The organism is Marinobacter salinexigens (genome assembly GCF_008370345.1).
Lineage (GTDB): Bacteria > Pseudomonadota > Gammaproteobacteria > Pseudomonadales > Oleiphilaceae > Marinobacter > Marinobacter salinexigens.
Genome location: NZ_VTUU01000014.1, coordinates 1 through 16,044, shown reverse-complemented (window position 1 = coordinate 16,044; position 16,044 = coordinate 1). Strand labels below are relative to the sequence as shown.

Here is a 16,044-nt window from a genome sequence, read left to right as displayed (position 1 = left end):
ATGGATCTGATTTCAAGCTGGCTGGGTAACACCCCCGAGTTTGCAGTGCCCTTTGCTCTGGCGGCCCTCGGGCTGATCATTACGGAGAAATCAGGCGTGCTGGCCCTCGGAGCCGAGGGTTTGATGCTGGTGGGCGCAGTATGCGGTATCGGTGCTTATCTGACCTTTGAACAGACCGCCGTTGCGCTGGTTATGGCCATGGTCGCGGCCGGTGTGGTTTCACTGCTGTTTGCGCTGATGGTTCTGGTTATGCGCATCAATCAGGTTATTTCGGGACTGGTGCTGGTTTTCTTTTGTCAGGGACTGACAACGCTCACCGGCACACTGATGGGCTGGACCAACCAGCCTGTGCCCGGGTTAGAAGCCATTGCTCTGTGGCCGCTGTCTGAGTTGCCTTATGTCGGGCGCTTCTTCATCCAGAACGTTGTGGTTTACCTGGTTCCGGTGATTTTCCTGATCTCCGTATGGGCACTGAATCGCACCACCTCCGGTTTGCGCATGAGAGCCGTTGGTGAGAACCCCCAGGCGGCCGACGCAGCCGGTATTCCGGTCCTGGGTTACCGGCTTGCAGCCATTGTGATCGGCTCCGCGCTGATCGGGCTTGCCGGGGCCTTCATCGCCGTGCTGAGTACCAAACTCTGGATTTCCAACATGACTGCCGGCCGGGGCTGGATTGCTGTTGCCCTGGTCATTTTTGCCCGCTGGTCCCCCTGGAAAGCGCTCGCTGGCGCCATCCTGTTCGGTTGCATCGAGGCGTTGATCCCGCAACTGGCGGCGTCTGGTATCAAGCTGCCCCAGTACTTTGTGTTCATGGCACCATACGCCATCACCCTTGGAGTGATGATCTGGGTCGCTATCTCCAAGCGCGATAGCAGCAGCCAGCCCGGTGCACTCGGCACGCCCTTTATCCGGGAAGAACGCACCTGACCTGACGCTTTCAAGAACCCTTTATCCGTAACAGGAGAGTATTTTGAGCAAGACCCTGTTTATCACCGGAGCCACATCCGGCTTCGGTGCCGCCACCGCCCGTCGCTTCGCCCGCGACGGCTGGTCCCTGATCATTACCGGCCGCCGCGAGGAACGGCTGTTTGCCCTCGCCAATGAACTGGGTGCGCTGGTGCCGGTTCATCCCCTGAAACTCGATGTTCAGGATGCCACCGCAGTGGCAGACGCAATCGCCTGCCTGCCACCGGAGTTCCGTCAGGTGCATACCCTGGTGAACAATGCCGGACTGGCCCTGGCACCAGCTGCCATGCAGAACGTGGCACTGGCAGACCTGCACACCATGATTAATACCAACATTACCGGTGTGGTGAACGTCACCCACGCACTGCTCCCACGCCTTATTGAAACGGGCGCAGGCGCGAACATTATCAACATCGGCTCCACAGCCGGGGAATGGCCCTACCCGGGCAGCCATGTCTACGGTGCCAGCAAGGCCTTTATCAAACAGTTTTCCTACAACCTCAGAAGCGACCTGATGGGCACCGGAGTACGGGTGACAGATCTGGCACCGGGCATTGCGGAAACCGAGTTTTCAGTCGTTCGTAACAGTGGCGATCAGGCCGCAGCGGATGCAGTCTATAAAGGCACTGTGCCTCTGTCTGCTGTCGACGTGGCCGAACAGATTGCTCACATCGCCAACCTGCCGGATCACATCAATATCAACCGGATAGAGATGGTACCTGTGCGTCAGGCCTGGGGGCCCTATGCCATCTTCCGGGAACCATCACCTGAATAAGGAAGCCCCGTCATGCCCAAGCTGAAACACCAATGGCCTATACACCGGAGCCGCACGGCGCTTGTGATCGTGGATATGCAAAAGGTGTTCTGTGATCCGGAGGGGGATCTGTATGTCCCCTCCACCAAAGACGTTACGCCACGGATCAGCGAGCTGGCCGAAGCCTGCAGGAGCTCTGGCGTGCCGGTAATCTACCTCCGGCATATCGTTCGGGGAGACGGCAGTGACACCGGCCGCATGCGTGACATGTACCCGGATGTGGACCAGGTCCTTGCCCGTGCCAACCCTATGGTAGAAGTGATCGACGAACTGGCGCCGAAAACCGGTGACGTGGTGGTGGACAAGTTGTTCTACAGCGGGTTCCACTACACCGACCTGGACACCGTTCTGCGTTCAAAGGATGTGGATACCCTGATCGTCTGCGGTACCGTCACCAACGTCTGCTGCGACACCACCATTCGCGACGCCGTGCACCGGGAATACAAGGTCATTGCCGTCAGTGACGCCAATGCTGCCATGCCCTACCCGGACCTGGGCTTCGGGGAGGTATCGGCAGAAGAAGTGCAGAAGGTCGCACTCACGACCTTTGCTTATGAATTCGGGGAAGTTGCAAACACTGAAGATGTTCTTGCCCGATTGAGGTCATCCCCCAACGGATCGCAGACTATCTGAACCACCGCCGCTCGAACGGCAGACATACCCGGAAGGGTCAACCCTTCCGGGGTCAGAGCTCACCTGTCCTATTTTGGCTCGTAGCCTCGTTCGGATGGCTCAAAGCCAAATCCACGACCATCGACTACGGCCACATCACCATCCCATGGCAAGCGGTATTCACCGCGAACCATGTCCTGCATGAACGTATAAGGGCAATCATTCGCCCCACCTTTGACGGCGACATACCCACGGTGCCCAAGTTGGTAAATATTGTTCTCTACCCCCCAGTGGATCCGCGCCTCATCCACTAAATCCGGACGTACCTCTGCTGTTATGATTTCATCCGCAAAGCCACTTCCTTCGACCATCGGCTCACCATCAAAATTAACCACCATGCCTTCGCCCATGGAGTTGAAGGTTCCGTCAGAACCTGCAAGGCAGACGTTAGCCGTCACCATCAAATTGCAGAACGCATTGGCCTGATTGGTGATTTTCCAGGCATGACGGATGGGGGCGGTATAACCCGCGGTCCGGAGCATGATGTTGGCACCTTTGTACGCACATTCACGCGCGACTTCCGGAAACATACCGTCGTGACAGATAGCCAGTGCCAGCCGGCTGCCATTGGGGCCGTCACAGACAGGAATACCCAGGTTACCCGGCTCCCAGGGTTCTACCGGCACCCATGGATGCAGTTTGCGATAGAAAAGGCGCACTTCACCCGTGTTATCAATGATGACCCCGGTGTTATAGGGATTGCCCTTGGGGTTGAACTCCATAATCGAAAAGCAGCCCCAGATATCATGTTCCCGGCAGGCGTCTCGGAACGCTTCCATTTCCGGACCATCCCGGTCACACATAATGGCCGGATCAATGTTCATCGACAGGCCGTGCAGACAATATTCAGGAAATACCACCAGATCCATCACCGGAGACTGACGGCGGGCCTTACCCAGCAGTTCGCATACCTTCCGGGTCTGGGCCTGCAATTGTTCCGGTGTTGCCACATCCGGCAGTTGCAGCTGGACCAGTCCGATCACAACGCCGTTGGGCGATTTGTTCAAACCACCTAATCCACTCATTCTGTTTCATCTCCTGTTGCAAGGGCACAATGACGTAAGCCATGCAGCAGGAAGCATGCCAGCGGTGGATTAGCCGGCGCCGGAACCCTGATCCAGGGCCTGGCGACGCCTTTCCAATTGAACGAGGGTCACCTCACGGCTTTTTGCCTGACTTTCGTGGATATGGGCACGCAACAACGTGGCAGCCCCGTCCAGGTCATTGGCGAGGATACGCTGACAGATATCGTAATGCTCGTGATAGGTTTTCAGCACACTGTCCCTGTCCGGCAACCCCAGGCGCCGCACAATCCGGATATGGTTATTGACGTCCTTCAGGTACTGGACAAGAACCGGATTACCACACAGGCCTGCCAGTCGGATGTGAAAAGATTCTTCGGCATCCTTGAACGACTCTGTTCCTTCTAAACCGTAGCCCGCTCGCCCGGGGTCCCAGTCCTCTGCCAGTTCGGCAACCTCCCGGTAGGGAATACGCTTCCCCATCAGGGCAACACTTTCCAGCTCCAGCCCTACCCGTACGTCGTAGTACTCAGCCAGCTCAAATACATCGAGTTGGCGAATGTAGCAGCCGTGCTTGGGCCGGATGGTGAGGTACCCCTCCACCGCCAGGCGTTGCAAAGCCTCTCGAACCGGCGTTCGACTGACCCCGAAACGTTGTGCCAGCTCTGTTTCGGTAACCCGACTGCCGGGATACAGTTCCAGATTCATGATCCCTTGGCGCAGGTTCTGGTAGATGCGGTCTGCTGTCCACTTCCTGGGTGATTCAGTCATCGTTCACTCCCTACGATCCTGTTGCATACATCATTGATCAAGGTTCGCTCTATTTCAATCAAAAAGCAGAACGCTCTCCCGGCACAATGCGCCCAACGTTGGAGCAAGTACAATATTCCGGCACCAATATAGAGCAGCAATTCCATGATTTTACTTAACTTTATCAAATAAAAGCCTGGCTAAACCCTACTTGCACAGCCGACAACGCCCATCATGCCACGTGGCATGATCCATGCAGGTTGTATACAACAAACTTTTCAGGTCCAAGGCTCATTCATGGAGATCCAGCTCTACAACATCACCAAGCGGTTCGGTGAAGTCACTGCCAACGATGGCATCTCCCTGGACATTCGTCAGGGCGAAGTGATTGCACTACTCGGGGAGAACGGTGCCGGCAAAAGCACGCTGATGAAGATGTTGTTCGGCCTGTACCCACCAGACGAGGGGAGCATCATCATCAACGGTCATGAGACCCTGATTGATTCCCCACAGAAAGCCATGTCGCTTGGGATTGGCATGGTGTTCCAGCAGTTCAACCTGATTCCGGCACTTTCCGTGCTGGACAATCTTTTACTGGCTTACCCCAAACCGCCATTCTGGACCTTTCGGCGACTCTTTGGCGCAGGTGCCCCTCAACGCAAAGTACTCGCCTACCTGGAGGAACTCGCTCCGGGCCTGGACCCGAACACGCTGGTGCGGGACCTGTCGGTCGGCCAGAGACAACTGCTGGAACTGGTCAAAGTCCTGAACCTGGACGCCAAGGTATTGATTCTCGATGAGCCCACGTCTGTGCTGCCACCCCAGGAGGCAGAACGGCTGTGGGGACTGATCCGCAAGCTATCGGATGCTGGCCGCAGCATTGTCCTGATCACCCACAAGATGCAGGACGTCATGGCCTGCGCCCACCGGGTGGTGGTCATGCGCTCAGGCCGCCTGATCAAAACACTTTCCCGTGAGGATTATAACGAGGCCTCTCTGGTCAGCCTGATGATGGGAGACAGCAACCGGCGTTCGGAGATAGACACAACGCCGCTCCCGGAGGTTACTGGCAGGCCCCCGCGAGTCCTCATTCGTAACCTGCATGCCCATCAGGGCGTGCAGTCCATTGACGATATCAACCTCAACATTGGCGCCGGTGAAATCCTCGGCATTGCCGGCGTGTCCGGCAATGGACAACTGCTGCTCGCAGACGCACTCGTTGGGCTTGCCAGCCTCACCCGCGGCGAAGTCATCCTCGACGGAATCACCCTGCACTCGGCCAGCCAGGCACCTAAAACCTCTGAACGTATAGCCTATATTCCCGAGCAGCCAGCCGTGAACGCAGTCGCTGGCGACCTGTCCCTGACCACCAACGTCGCCCTGTCCCATTTCCGGCAACTGAGCTTCTTTCCTGCCTGGGAACCGGAGGAAACACTGACCCTGAACATCATCCATCGCTATCAGGTACGGCCTGACAACCCGGCATTACTGGCTGGGCAACTATCCGGGGGCAACTTGCAGAAACTCGTGGTAGGACGGGAACTCCATGGGCGCCCGGATTTGATCGTGGCGGCCTACCCGACAATGGGACTGGATGCCGGCGCCGCCCACGACATCTACCAGGCTCTCTTCGCCAAGGCCCGCGACGGAGCGGCCGTACTCTGGATATCCGAAGACCTGGATGACTTGATGGCCTATGCCCACCGCATCGCTGTCTTGCAGGGTGGCCAAGTTTCCGGTTTGTTCGATCCCAAGACCTCCAACAGGCTGGACATTGGCCGCGCCATGACCGGCGAGAAAAAAACCACAACAGAGCATATCCCGACACCTGCTGAAGCCCACCCGAGGACTGCATCATGACAAGCTCCACCTCACCAGTCTTGAAGTTTGGACTACGGCTTCTGGCAGGCCCCGCCGGTGCGGTCCTCGTCATGGCGGCCACCTTTGTGGCCGCTGCGCTGATTTTCTTCGCCATCAATGGCCGTGAAGCATTGTCACTGTTCCACGAAATGGTCATGGGAGCGTTTGGTGATGGCTATTCCTTCAGCGAGACGCTGGTAAAGACTGCCCCCATTCTTCTGACCGCCCTGGCCGTCGCGCTGCCAGCCCGACTGGGGTTGATCAGTGTCGGTGGAGAAGGCCAGCTTTATCTCGGCGCTCTGTTCGGAACAGGTGCGGTGCTCGCTGCTGTTGAACAGCCCGGCTGGCTGCTCATGCCACTCATGCTCACCGGCGCTATGGCAGGTGGTGCACTGTGGGGTGTGATACCCGGCCTGCTTAAAACCCGACTTGGCGTCAACGAAACTATCTCCACCCTGCTGCTGAATTACGTAGGCGTCCTGCTTGTGAGTTTTGTAGTCCATGGGCCCTGGAAAAACCCCAACTCCCTGGGATGGCCTGCCACCATAGAGTTCCCTGAAGGCGCCATCCTGCCGCAGTTCTTTGATACCCGGGTTCATATGGGGCTGATTTTTGGCGTTGTGGCCGCCATCGTGCTGCATATCCTGGTCACCCGCAGCCGCTGGGGGCTGGGGTTGCAGGTCAGCCGCAGCAATCCGCGAGTCGGCACCACCGCAGGCATCTCTTACGAACGCAACGTACTGATTGTCATGGCAGTGGGCGGCCTTCTGGCCGGACTGGCCGGTATTGCCGAGGCCTCGGTTATCCAGAACCGCCTTCAGGACGGCCTTGCCAGTGGCTACGGCATGACCGGGTTTCTGGTGGCCTGGCTGGCTGGCCAGAACTTCCTTCGCATCATCCCGCTGTCTGTATTGATGGGCGGACTGCTTGCATCGGCGGATTCCCTGCAACTGTACGCGCAACTTCCCAAAGCCAGTGCCGACATCCTGCAGGCACTCCTGTTCATTACCGTTCTGGCCGTCTCCAGCCTTTGGGCCAGGCGTCGAGCAGCCTGAACACCACCAGATAGCAATGTGAAGGACACTTTATGGAATCGTTTATCACCGAACTCCTTACTCTGCTGTTTGCCGCCCTGCGCAGCGCAACACCGGTATTGGCCGTCGTACTTGGCGAGTCGATGACCCAGCGCAGCGGGGTGATCAACCTTGGCGTGGAAGGTCAGATGCTTCTGGGCGCGATGACCGGCTTTGCCGTGGCATCAATAACCGGCGATCCCTGGCTCGGCGTGTTGGCAGCCTGTGCCGCAGGCATCGCTCTGTCGATGGTGCATGCGGTCCTCGTACTCGGCTGTGGCGCCAACCAGATTGCCAGTGGTGTGGCCGTACTGATTCTCGGCGGTGGACTCAGCGCCTATTACGGCATTCCCTTTGTCGGCGACAAAATCGACACCCTCGGCAACCTGAACCATACCTTTGTCAGCGACATCCCACTGCTCGGTCAGTTCCTGGGGCCAATCACGCCAACGGTACTGATCACGCTACTGGCGATCCCGGTCATTTCTGTTTTCCTGTTTCGTACCCGCACCGGCCTGCGCTGGCGCTCTACCGGCGAATCCCTCGACATTACCCGTAACCTGGGACACAACCCGGCGCCTTACCAACTGGCAGCGATCGCCTTCGGTGGACTGATGTCGGGGTTCGCTGGCGCAGCACTCGCAGTGGATTACACCGCCAACTGGGTTGAGGGCATGACCGCAGGCCGTGGCCTTGTTGCGGTCGGCCTGGTCATCGTTGCCCGCTGGAATCCCTGGTACGCCCTGCCTGCGGCCCTGCTGTTCGGAGCATCGGAAGCCCTCAACCTGAAACTGCAATCCTGGGGCGTTGATATCTCCCCTTATCTGCTTGCGACCCTTCCCTACCTCATCCCCCTGAGCGTTCTGATCCTCAGCTATCGGGGCCTGCGCGCCAGTGGTGGCGGCATGCCAGCGGGACTCAAGGTGGTTTTCCAAAGCGCACGATAACCGAATGAAATATCCATGAAACGGAGAATGAGAATGAAGAAAACAATCCGCACACTACTGGCCTCATCCATCCTTGCCATGAGCGTCCAGGCTGCCGCTGAAACCAAGGTCGGCTTTATCTACGTCGGCCCTAAAACAGATTACGGTTACAACTATGCCCAGGACCAGGGCCGCTTGTATCTGGAAGAACACATGGATGACGTGGAAACCGTCTATTTTGAGAACATTCCGGAGAATGCCGATGTCCAACGCGTGATGGAACGCATGGTACGTTCCGGCGTTGAAGTCGTGTTCCCCACCAGCTACGGGTACCTGGACCACGCCCTGAAAGTGGCCGAGAAGTACCCCGAGGTACACTTTGCTCACTCCGGCGGGCTCAAGACCTCTGACAACCTGATGACCTACTTCGCCGAGATTGATCAGGCCATGTACCTGGCCGGTGTTGCTGCCGGACTGACCACCAAGACCAACCAACTGGGCTTTATCGCCGCGCATCCGATTCCACAGGTTCTCCGCAACATCAATGCCTTTACCCGCGGCGCACAGAGTGTGAACCCGGACGTTACGACCTCGGTCATCTGGACCTCCAGCTGGTCGGATCCCACAAAGGAAGCCGAGGCGGCTGAAGCCCTGATCAGCGATGGCGCCGACGTCTTGACCGGTCACGTTGATTCGCCCATCAACTACGTGCAAGTCGCAGAGCGTCGTGGTGTCTACTCGGTCGGCTATCATGCGGATGCGAGCCAGTTCGCGCCAAAAGGGTGGCTGGTCGGCGCTATCTGGAATTGGGGACCGATGATGGAAGGTATCGTCAAGTCCGCCAAGGACGGAACCTGGAAATCAGAACATCTGCGTGGAGACCTGCTGACCGGCGCGGCCAAGCTCAGTGATTTCGGCAGCGCCGTGAGCGAGGAAAGCCAGCAGGAAGTTCTGGATCGCCAGGCGTCCATCATGAACGAGGAATTCCAGGTGTGGGCTGGCCCGATTTTTAGCCAGGATGGTACAGAGCTGGTGGCAGAAGGCGATGTCATGAGCCTGGAAGAAACCGAGAAGATGGATTTCCTGGTTAAAGGCGTTAAAGGTCGCCTTAAGTGATCACGCCCAACACCGTGATGGTTCCCGATGCACGGCCTTATGCCTGGCCGTGCATCGCACCCGTGGCACCGCAGCGGCTGGCCTTGATGATCATCGATATGCAGCGGGACTTCTGTTCTCCCGGAGGCTATATCGACTCTCAGGGGGTCGACCTGAGTGCTGCCCGCGCAACGATAGAGCCGATCCAGCGCGTGCTGGCAGCATTCCGGGCGTTACCGGATGCGCTCGTCATCCATACCCGCGAGGGGCACCGACCGGAACTGGCAGACCTTCCGGCCAACAAACAGTGGCGCAGCGAGCAGGTGTGCCCCGGCATCGGGAATGCCGGCCCCTTGGGGCGGATACTGGTACGCGGGGAACCCGGCTGGGAAATCATCCCGGAACTTGCCCCGGCCCCCGGTGAAATCATCATCGACAAACCCGGTAAAGGCGCCTTCTATGCCACAGACCTTGACCATATCCTGAGACTGAGAGGCGTTACCCACCTGATTGTCGCCGGCCTGACAACCGACGTCTGCGTGCACACCACCATTCGAGACGCCAACGACCGAGGGCTGGAAACACTCATTCTTCGGGACTGCACCGCCGCCACAGAGACCCGTCACCGGGACGCCATTTTCACCATGACCGAGATGCAGGGCGGACTGTTCGGGGCTACAGCGACCTCAGACCAGCTACTTTCAGCCCTGGCCAATCTTCCGGCACACCAGGAGTAACCCGCCATGACTAACACTCTGAATTCCCGTCCCTACAGCTGGCCCTGGGACAATAACCTCACCCCCCAGAACACAGCACTCGTCATTATCGACATGCAGACAGACTTCTGCGGTAAAGGGGGCTATGTCGATGCCATGGGGTACGACCTGTCCCTGACACGAGCGCCTATTGATCCCATCGGCAAGTTACTTGCCCGCTTTCGCGCTCTCGGCATGCCCGTAATCCACACTCGTGAGGGCCATCGTCCTGACCTCAGCGATCTGCCAGCCAACAAGCGTTGGCGTTCTCAGCAAATCGGAGCGGGCATCGGAGACCCCGGGCCATGCGGACGTATTCTGGTGCGAGGCGAACCGGGCTGGGAAATCATCCCGGAACTGGCCCCACTGGAAGGAGAGCCGATCATCGACAAGCCCGGCAAGGGCTCCTTCTATGCAACAGACCTGGAGTTGATCCTCAAGACCCGTGGCATCCAGAACCTGGTGTTAACCGGGATTACCACGGATGTCTGTGTCCACACAACGATGCGTGATGCCAACGATCGCGGGTTCGAGTGCGTACTTGTAGAGGACTGCTGTGGCGCAACGGACCAGGCCAACCATGACCACGCTATCAAGATGATCCAGATGCAGGGGGGCGTATTTGGTGCGGTAACCAATTCCGAGAGCCTTATACAGCGTCTCGAGTCTCTTTGACCCATGAGTTTCCTATCCACGGAGTCACGCAATGAATGATATCGCTATCAACCGCCCTGACACGGTCGCACGTGTTCAGGAAGTTTTCGACGCTTATGAAAAGGCACTTCTCAAGAATGATCTTGATGTTCTGGATGGATATTTCTGGACATCCGAGTTCACGGTACGTTTCGGCGTAGCAGAAAACCTCTACGGCGCCGAAGCTATCGCAGCATACCGCAGGCAATGCAGACCGGTCGGCCCGGGGCGTTTGCTCCACGGCACAGTTGTGACCACGTTTAACGACGAGTTCGCCACCGTCAGTACCCAGTTCCGAGATGGCGAAACCCATAACATAGGTCGACAAATGCAAACCTGGGTTCAATTCCCTGACGGCTGGAAGGTTGTAGCTGCCCACGTCAGCATTATGCGGACAGCTTCCTGATCATTCCGGCTGACGGTGATCGTAAGTAGCATCCAGCCGTGACGCCAGGTAATCAGCGCAGGTAATCGGCTGGTATTTTGGCGTTTCGCTGGGCACCACGTCCCGTGGATCTACGATCGAATCCGGATTCACTTCCAGGAAGAACGCAATGGAGTAACGCTCTTGCTCCGGTGGGCGTACCCGGTGTGGCGTCGATACGTAGGTGTCATTGCTCCAGCGCATCAGACAATCACCGATATTGCACACAAACGCGCCCGGTACATGCGGTGCCTGAATCCATTCTCCCTGCCGGTTCAATACTTCCAGCCCCGCGACTTCATCGGTCGCAAGGATTGTCACGTTACCGTAGTCGGTATGGGCACCTGCTCCGCCATCCTCACGTTCGATGGTATCGGCGCTTGGGGGGTATCGAAGCATGCGCAGGGTGGCGATAGGCTGGGTCAGGTGCTGACTGAAAAAGCCTTCCTCCAGCCCCAGATCAAGGCTGAACCCGCGATGAATGGTTCGGCCGAGCTCGACACAATGGTCGAAGTAGTCCAGAGCCCGCCTCCGCCAGCCCTCGATCGACGGCCAGAAGTTAACGCCCCTGAAAGGCTTTCCAGCCAGCACATCGGGATGGTCTTCGGGGAAGTCCGTGCCGATATTGAAGGCTTCCTTCATGTCGGCCCCGGACTCCGGATTCAGCTTCTCATCGGCCATAGCCACGTACCCCCGGTTGTGAGGGGAACGTTTAATCGAAAGCGCTTCCTTGTCTTCACCTGGCAGCCCGAAGAGCTCCTGGGCCAGGGCAAACGCATCCTTGCATATGGCATCCGGGATGCCATGATCGGTCACATAGAAAAAGCCAACTTCTCGACAGGCCCGGCCCAACTCAGCTGCGGTAGCCTGACGTTGAGCCGGATCGTCACTGCGCAAGCCGGCCAGTGAAATAATGGGTAATGAGGACATCGCGTTCTCCTGACTATTCTCGTTATCAGACCATTGAAGTTCGGGTATGGGCCAGTTTCCTGCACGCTTCATGCAGTGCCAGCCCCTGTCGTTGCGCATCCGCGACAACAACTTGTTCATTGACCAGTGTCGGAGCCCCCTCCTGGATCAGCCTCCGCCCGTCCACCCAGACGCTGTTCACATTGGCAGGGCTCGCCGCGAAAACCAGGTTCCACAACAGGTTGCCGCCCTGTTCATTGACAGCAACGGGGGCAAGATTGGACCGTTCGAGGTCAAGCAGCAGAAGATCGGCTTTCTTGCCGACCTCCAGCGAACCGATCTCGCTGTCCAGCCCCAATGCCTTCGCACCGTTAATGGTGGCCATCCGCAAAATCTGATCCGCCGGAAGTGCCGTGGCATCAAGGCGAGTCGCCTTCTGGATCAAAGACGCAAACTTCATTTCCTCGAACATACTCAGGCTGTTATTACAGACCGGTCCGTCAGTGCCCAATCCAACCGTGACTCCGGCAGCCAGCATCTCGGGAACCCTGGCAACACCGCTGGCCAGTTTGGCGTTACTGACCGGGCAATGCGCAATGCTGGTGCCTGTGTCCGCGACCCGCGCTATCTCTTCATCGTTGAGCCATACACAGTGAGCCAACAGCGTTCGCTCTCCGAGGATGCCATAATGATCCAGCATCGCCAGGGACCGGTGCCCCATTTCAGCCTGTACCGCCTGCTCTTCTTCCTTCTGCTCGCTGCAGTGGGTATGGATACCCACTCCGTATTCCCGACTCATCTGCGCCGCTTCACGATAGGCATCAGCGGTGCAGTAGAACAGGTGTTCCAGCCCCATCCACACACGAATGCGACCATTCTGTGTCTCATGGTGGCTATGAATCAGCTTCCGGTTTTCCTCCCGGGTGGAGAAGAAATCCTTTCCGGGCTTGTCTGCCACATACGGCGCCAGCTGTACCCTGAGGCCCAGGTCACCCGCTGCCTCAGCACAGCGATCCATAAAGCGGAACATATCCATCACACAGGTGGTGCCAGACTGCAGCGCTTCCAGATAACACAATCGGGCAGAGTGATAGGCAAACGCTTCCGTCATGGCACGATGCTCCAGTTGATACCAGGGCAACCAATCCATTAACGGCATGTTCTCGGTAACGCCTCGCATCAGGCTCGAATGAGAGTGGCAATCAACGAGTCCTGGCAGCAACGCCTGGCCTTGTGCATCGATGACTTCACAGCCCTCGGGGATAACAACTTCCCGGGCGTCGCCCAGCCAGGTAATGATGCCGTCTTCCACCACCAGGGTGCCGTCAGCGATCACCCGGTTCTCCGGGTCGACCGTAAAAATCACCGCGTGTCGTAATGCGAATGCTGGCATAGGCTTTCCATATTTTTCTGACCATTTGATCAACTTTGAAAAGCAAGGCTTATGCCATGGAGTACTTCGCGCTACAGGCCCTCTCGCGCAGTTTCAAAGGCCTCTCACAGATAGACCATGCACCGAAGAGAAACGCAGGCGCTCAATATGCACCACAATAAAACAGATTTTCTGACCATCCGTTCATCAATTTGACGTCAGATACCCGTTTTGCAGGATCTGGACATTCGATGGCATACATCCTGCTAAACATCCCACAGGGAATTTCCGGGCCAAGAGAACCTCCTGGATCAGACTCCTGAGTCAAGATGACATTCCTCTGTCATAACGCCGTATTGGCGTACGGTTCTCCTGAATGATTTCTGGAGGAATGCTATGCCTTCCGCTGAAGACGGGATTCTCGTACTCAAAGGCGGCCGGGTGATCGACCCTGCCAACAACTTCGACGACATCGCTGACGTAGTCACCAAAGGCGACACCATTGTGGAAGTCGGCCCCGGGGCCGGCGCGAAATACCAGGACGCCACGGTAAAAGACGTTTCAGGCAAAGTCGTCACCCCCGGCCTGATCGATATCCACACCCACTGCTTTACCGGTCTTGGGGATTTCTGCCTCGCCACCGATCTCATGGGTGTTGATTCCGGGGTACCGGTTATTGTCGATGCCGGCACCACCAGCACCACGATTTTCGGGCTGGCCCGCAAGGCCATCATCGACCATCCCGACACCAAGACCAAAATCTTCGCGCTGATGGATCCTTCACAGATCTACCTCGCCAATAAGACCTTTATCTGCCATTACCTGCGGATCGCTGATGACGAGCGCAATATCGACATCGAAGCTGCAAAAGAGGTGGTAGATGCGAACCGGGACGTGATTGTCGGCTTCAAGGTTCGCCCAACGATTACCGATGACCCCGATCATTCGCCGTTCCTCGAAGCTGCGCACCAGATCGCGCCGGATCTGCCCATCATGATCCACCTGGGTTCATTCCCGCACACACCAGTTCTGGATACCGAGAAGCTGCTCTATCAGTTGCGTAAGGGTGACATCATCACTCACGCCTGCCGGGGTGGCGGCGGCCAGCTGGATGCTACCGGTGAACCTACGAAGGCCTTCACAGACGCTTATGATCGAGGTGTACTGATGGACATCGGGCATTCAGCCGGTGATTTCCATTTCCGCACCGCTCGCCGCCTGATCGAACGCGGCTATATGCCCAACACCATTTCCACTGACCTCAACGTGTTCAATGTGGATGGCCCTGTCTATTCACTGTCTACCACCATGTCAAAACTCTGGGCCCTCGATGTTCCGCTGGACCAGGTCATTGCCATGAACACCATCAATGCGGCCAAAGCCATTAACCGCGAGCAGGAATACGGAACTCTGGACGCAGGCCGCTCGGCTGAAGTCACCGTACTCGATATTGAAGAAGGCCCGTGCCTGCTCTCCGATGGCCATGAGCAAATTACCGCCTCCCGCCGTCTGCGTGCGGTCGGATGCCTCCGTGCAGGTGAATGGCACGATGCGGTCCACGATCAGAAAGCTCGTCAGGTTGACATGAAGGAGGCTGTATGAGCACCGCCGCAGCCAGTCAGCAATCTGCAGAAGATCCGAAAGCGTTCTACGACGGCCTGGTAAAAGCCCTGGAAAAGCAAAGGGATCATCTCTCCGAAGCAGAACAGAGCTTCGGTGGCTACGAGCCCCTGGACCAGGCGGAGTTAATTGAATGGCTGAAATTCCAGTGCTGGTATGAGCAGGAAGCAGCCGGCTTCATCGGCTCATGGCTGAAAGACACGCCGGAATCCGATGTGTTTGTCGGCCTGTGCCAGCAGGTGGCCGATGAAGGCAAGCACTACAAGCTGATTCTGTCTCACCTGAAATCCCTGGGCACATCCATGGAAGGCTGGACTCCGGAACCGGAATGGGTGGCCTGGGTCAGTGAATTCTACGCCAACGGCGAGGATACTCTGGAACGGGTCGCTGCCCACAACATCACGGGCGAACTCGGTGCGGTAAACGCCTTTGACGGTTTGCTGCCCCGTATCCCGGATAGCACCCGGGCAGTTCTGGACAAAATCATTCCAGACGAGAAGTTCCACATTTCACTGGGCCGCATGGCCGTACACCGGTATGCCACCACCCAGGATCGCCAGGACCGTGTCAGAGAGAGAGTCATGAAAGCTTTCGAACTGGAACAGAAGGGGCGGCTTGCGTTTGAACGCCGGCTGGAAACTATCCGGAGTCAGGCGGCGGCCAATGACGCAACCTCCGCCCCCTCCCCTGAGAGCAATCAGGAACAGGGCAAGACGCCACAGTGGGTTTGCCAGGTCTGTGGCTGGATCTACGATGAAAACGTCGGCGACCCGGATTCCGGCATTGCCCCCGGTACGCCGTTCGAGGATATCCCGGATGACTGGGTCTGCCCGGAATGTCTGGTAACCAAGGATGACTTTGTGCTGTTGTCGGTCTGACCCCACTCGAAAAACTGACTGACAAAAAAGGCCGGGTGACAAACGTCACCCGGCCTTTTTCTGTTCTCTGACCCGTCCTGAATAAGGTTTACACCTTCCGACTGAAGATTATGGAGGGTGTTATGAATACGAAGAGGCGCAGGAGTCAGCGGGATTATTCGCTGGCCTTTAAATTGGCGGTGGTAGGTCAGGTTGAAAAGGGCGAGATGACCTAC

16 protein-coding genes are annotated in these 16,044 nt (G+C 57.4%); 12 read left to right on the top strand and 4 right to left on the bottom strand.

The window, feature by feature from the left end:
- Genes FWJ25_RS17980 through FWJ25_RS17970 form a run of 3 tightly spaced genes read left to right on the top strand, consistent with a single transcriptional unit; the run spans nucleotide 1 to nucleotide 2,413 of the window.
- Complete coding sequence (locus FWJ25_RS17980; RefSeq protein WP_149601650.1) at nucleotides 1-927, top strand: ABC transporter permease; 927 nt, start codon at nucleotides 1-3, stop codon at nucleotides 925-927.
- A 43-nt stretch (nucleotides 928-970) separates the two neighbouring features.
- A complete protein-coding gene (locus FWJ25_RS17975) occupies nucleotides 971-1,741 on the top strand; it encodes an SDR family NAD(P)-dependent oxidoreductase (protein WP_223163268.1) in 771 nt (256 codons plus the stop codon).
- A 12-nt stretch (nucleotides 1,742-1,753) separates the two neighbouring features.
- Nucleotides 1,754-2,413: an isochorismatase family protein gene (locus FWJ25_RS17970; protein WP_149601648.1), complete on the top strand. Its 660-nt coding sequence runs from the start codon at nucleotides 1,754-1,756 to the stop codon at nucleotides 2,411-2,413.
- 68 nt (nucleotides 2,414-2,481) lie between these two features.
- Here the strand turns inward: FWJ25_RS17970 and FWJ25_RS17965 are convergent, their stop codons facing one another.
- Both FWJ25_RS17965 and FWJ25_RS17960 read right to left on the bottom strand, forming a co-directional pair.
- A complete protein-coding gene (locus tag FWJ25_RS17965) occupies nucleotides 2,482-3,477 on the bottom strand; it encodes a formamidase (protein ID WP_149601647.1) in 996 nt (331 codons plus the stop codon).
- Between the two features lie 69 nt (nucleotides 3,478-3,546).
- Entirely contained in the window at nucleotides 3,547-4,245 is a 699-nt protein-coding gene (locus tag FWJ25_RS17960) for a GntR family transcriptional regulator (protein WP_149601646.1), read from the bottom strand.
- 276 nt (nucleotides 4,246-4,521) lie between these two features.
- Here FWJ25_RS17960 and FWJ25_RS17955 point away from each other — a divergent pair, with 276 nt between their 5' ends.
- Genes FWJ25_RS17955 through hpxZ form a run of 7 tightly spaced genes read left to right on the top strand, consistent with a single transcriptional unit; the run spans nucleotide 4,522 to nucleotide 11,032 of the window.
- Complete coding sequence (locus FWJ25_RS17955; RefSeq protein WP_188093664.1) at nucleotides 4,522-6,084, top strand: ABC transporter ATP-binding protein; 1,563 nt, start codon at nucleotides 4,522-4,524, stop codon at nucleotides 6,082-6,084.
- Nucleotides 6,081-7,139: an ABC transporter permease gene (locus FWJ25_RS17950; RefSeq protein ID WP_149601644.1), complete on the top strand. Its 1,059-nt coding sequence runs from the start codon at nucleotides 6,081-6,083 to the stop codon at nucleotides 7,137-7,139. Before FWJ25_RS17955 ends, FWJ25_RS17950 begins: the two co-directional genes overlap by 4 nt.
- Before the next feature lie 32 nt (nucleotides 7,140-7,171).
- Nucleotides 7,172-8,104: an ABC transporter permease gene (locus tag FWJ25_RS17945; protein WP_149601643.1), complete on the top strand. Its 933-nt coding sequence runs from the start codon at nucleotides 7,172-7,174 to the stop codon at nucleotides 8,102-8,104.
- Nucleotides 8,105-8,137: 33 nt separating this feature from the next.
- The gene (locus tag FWJ25_RS17940; RefSeq protein ID WP_188093663.1) at nucleotides 8,138-9,199 is read left to right on the top strand and encodes a BMP family ABC transporter substrate-binding protein; all 1,062 of its coding nucleotides are present in this window, start codon (nucleotides 8,138-8,140) and stop codon (nucleotides 9,197-9,199) included.
- Nucleotides 9,200-9,216: 17 nt separating this feature from the next.
- Complete coding sequence (locus FWJ25_RS17935) at nucleotides 9,217-9,915, top strand: cysteine hydrolase family protein (RefSeq protein ID WP_149601706.1); 699 nt, start codon at nucleotides 9,217-9,219, stop codon at nucleotides 9,913-9,915.
- A gap of 6 nt (nucleotides 9,916-9,921) precedes the next feature.
- The gene (gene biuH / locus FWJ25_RS17930) at nucleotides 9,922-10,608 is read left to right on the top strand and encodes a biuret amidohydrolase (RefSeq protein ID WP_149601641.1); all 687 of its coding nucleotides are present in this window, start codon (nucleotides 9,922-9,924) and stop codon (nucleotides 10,606-10,608) included.
- Nucleotides 10,609-10,648: 40 nt separating this feature from the next.
- A complete protein-coding gene (gene hpxZ / locus FWJ25_RS17925; protein ID WP_438616576.1) occupies nucleotides 10,649-11,032 on the top strand; it encodes an oxalurate catabolism protein HpxZ in 384 nt (127 codons plus the stop codon).
- Here hpxZ and FWJ25_RS17920 read toward each other — a convergent pair whose 3' ends face one another.
- Together FWJ25_RS17920 and FWJ25_RS17915 are read right to left on the bottom strand one after the other, a co-directional pair.
- Nucleotides 11,033-11,980, bottom strand: coding sequence for an isopenicillin N synthase family dioxygenase (locus FWJ25_RS17920; protein ID WP_149601639.1), 948 nt, complete (start codon nucleotides 11,978-11,980; stop codon nucleotides 11,033-11,035).
- A 25-nt stretch (nucleotides 11,981-12,005) separates the two neighbouring features.
- On the bottom strand, nucleotides 12,006-13,352 hold the full coding sequence (locus FWJ25_RS17915) for an amidohydrolase family protein (RefSeq protein ID WP_149601638.1): 1,347 nt from the start codon (nucleotides 13,350-13,352) through the stop codon (nucleotides 12,006-12,008).
- A gap of 375 nt (nucleotides 13,353-13,727) precedes the next feature.
- On the opposite strand from FWJ25_RS17915, the gene FWJ25_RS17910 reads away from it, so the two are divergent.
- Both FWJ25_RS17910 and FWJ25_RS20490 read left to right on the top strand, forming a co-directional pair.
- Nucleotides 13,728-14,933 carry an amidohydrolase/deacetylase family metallohydrolase gene (locus FWJ25_RS17910; protein WP_149601637.1) on the top strand — a complete coding sequence of 402 codons (1,206 nt, stop codon included), beginning with the start codon at nucleotides 13,728-13,730 and terminating at the stop codon, nucleotides 14,931-14,933.
- Nucleotides 14,930-15,829: a rubredoxin gene (locus tag FWJ25_RS20490; protein ID WP_438616575.1), complete on the top strand. Its 900-nt coding sequence runs from the start codon at nucleotides 14,930-14,932 to the stop codon at nucleotides 15,827-15,829. Before FWJ25_RS17910 ends, FWJ25_RS20490 begins: the two co-directional genes overlap by 4 nt.
- Nucleotides 15,830-16,044: the final 215 nt, after the last annotated feature.

Excerpts from the sequence above, each read along its gene's own strand:
- FWJ25_RS17980 (WP_149601650.1), top strand. The coding sequence starts at position 1 with ATGGATCTGATTTCAAGCTGGCTGGGTAACACCCCCGAGTTTGCAGTG.
- FWJ25_RS17970 (WP_149601648.1), top strand. The coding sequence starts at position 1,754 with ATGCCCAAGCTGAAACACCAATGGCCTATACACCGGAGCCGCACGGCG.
- FWJ25_RS17965 (WP_149601647.1), bottom strand. The coding sequence starts at position 3,477 with ATGAGTGGATTAGGTGGTTTGAACAAATCGCCCAACGGCGTTGTGATC.
- FWJ25_RS17960 (WP_149601646.1), bottom strand. The coding sequence starts at position 4,245 with ATGACTGAATCACCCAGGAAGTGGACAGCAGACCGCATCTACCAGAAC.
- FWJ25_RS17955 (WP_188093664.1), top strand. The coding sequence starts at position 4,522 with ATGGAGATCCAGCTCTACAACATCACCAAGCGGTTCGGTGAAGTCACT.
- FWJ25_RS17950 (WP_149601644.1), top strand. The coding sequence starts at position 6,081 with ATGACAAGCTCCACCTCACCAGTCTTGAAGTTTGGACTACGGCTTCTG.
- FWJ25_RS17945 (WP_149601643.1), top strand. The coding sequence starts at position 7,172 with ATGGAATCGTTTATCACCGAACTCCTTACTCTGCTGTTTGCCGCCCTG.
- FWJ25_RS17940 (WP_188093663.1), top strand. The coding sequence starts at position 8,138 with ATGAAGAAAACAATCCGCACACTACTGGCCTCATCCATCCTTGCCATG.
- FWJ25_RS17935 (WP_149601706.1), top strand. The coding sequence starts at position 9,217 with ATGGTTCCCGATGCACGGCCTTATGCCTGGCCGTGCATCGCACCCGTG.
- biuH (WP_149601641.1), top strand. The coding sequence starts at position 9,922 with ATGACTAACACTCTGAATTCCCGTCCCTACAGCTGGCCCTGGGACAAT.
- FWJ25_RS17920 (WP_149601639.1), bottom strand. The coding sequence starts at position 11,980 with ATGTCCTCATTACCCATTATTTCACTGGCCGGCTTGCGCAGTGACGAT.
- FWJ25_RS17915 (WP_149601638.1), bottom strand. The coding sequence starts at position 13,352 with ATGCCAGCATTCGCATTACGACACGCGGTGATTTTTACGGTCGACCCG.
- FWJ25_RS17910 (WP_149601637.1), top strand. The coding sequence starts at position 13,728 with ATGCCTTCCGCTGAAGACGGGATTCTCGTACTCAAAGGCGGCCGGGTG.
- FWJ25_RS20490 (WP_438616575.1), top strand. The coding sequence starts at position 14,930 with ATGAGCACCGCCGCAGCCAGTCAGCAATCTGCAGAAGATCCGAAAGCG.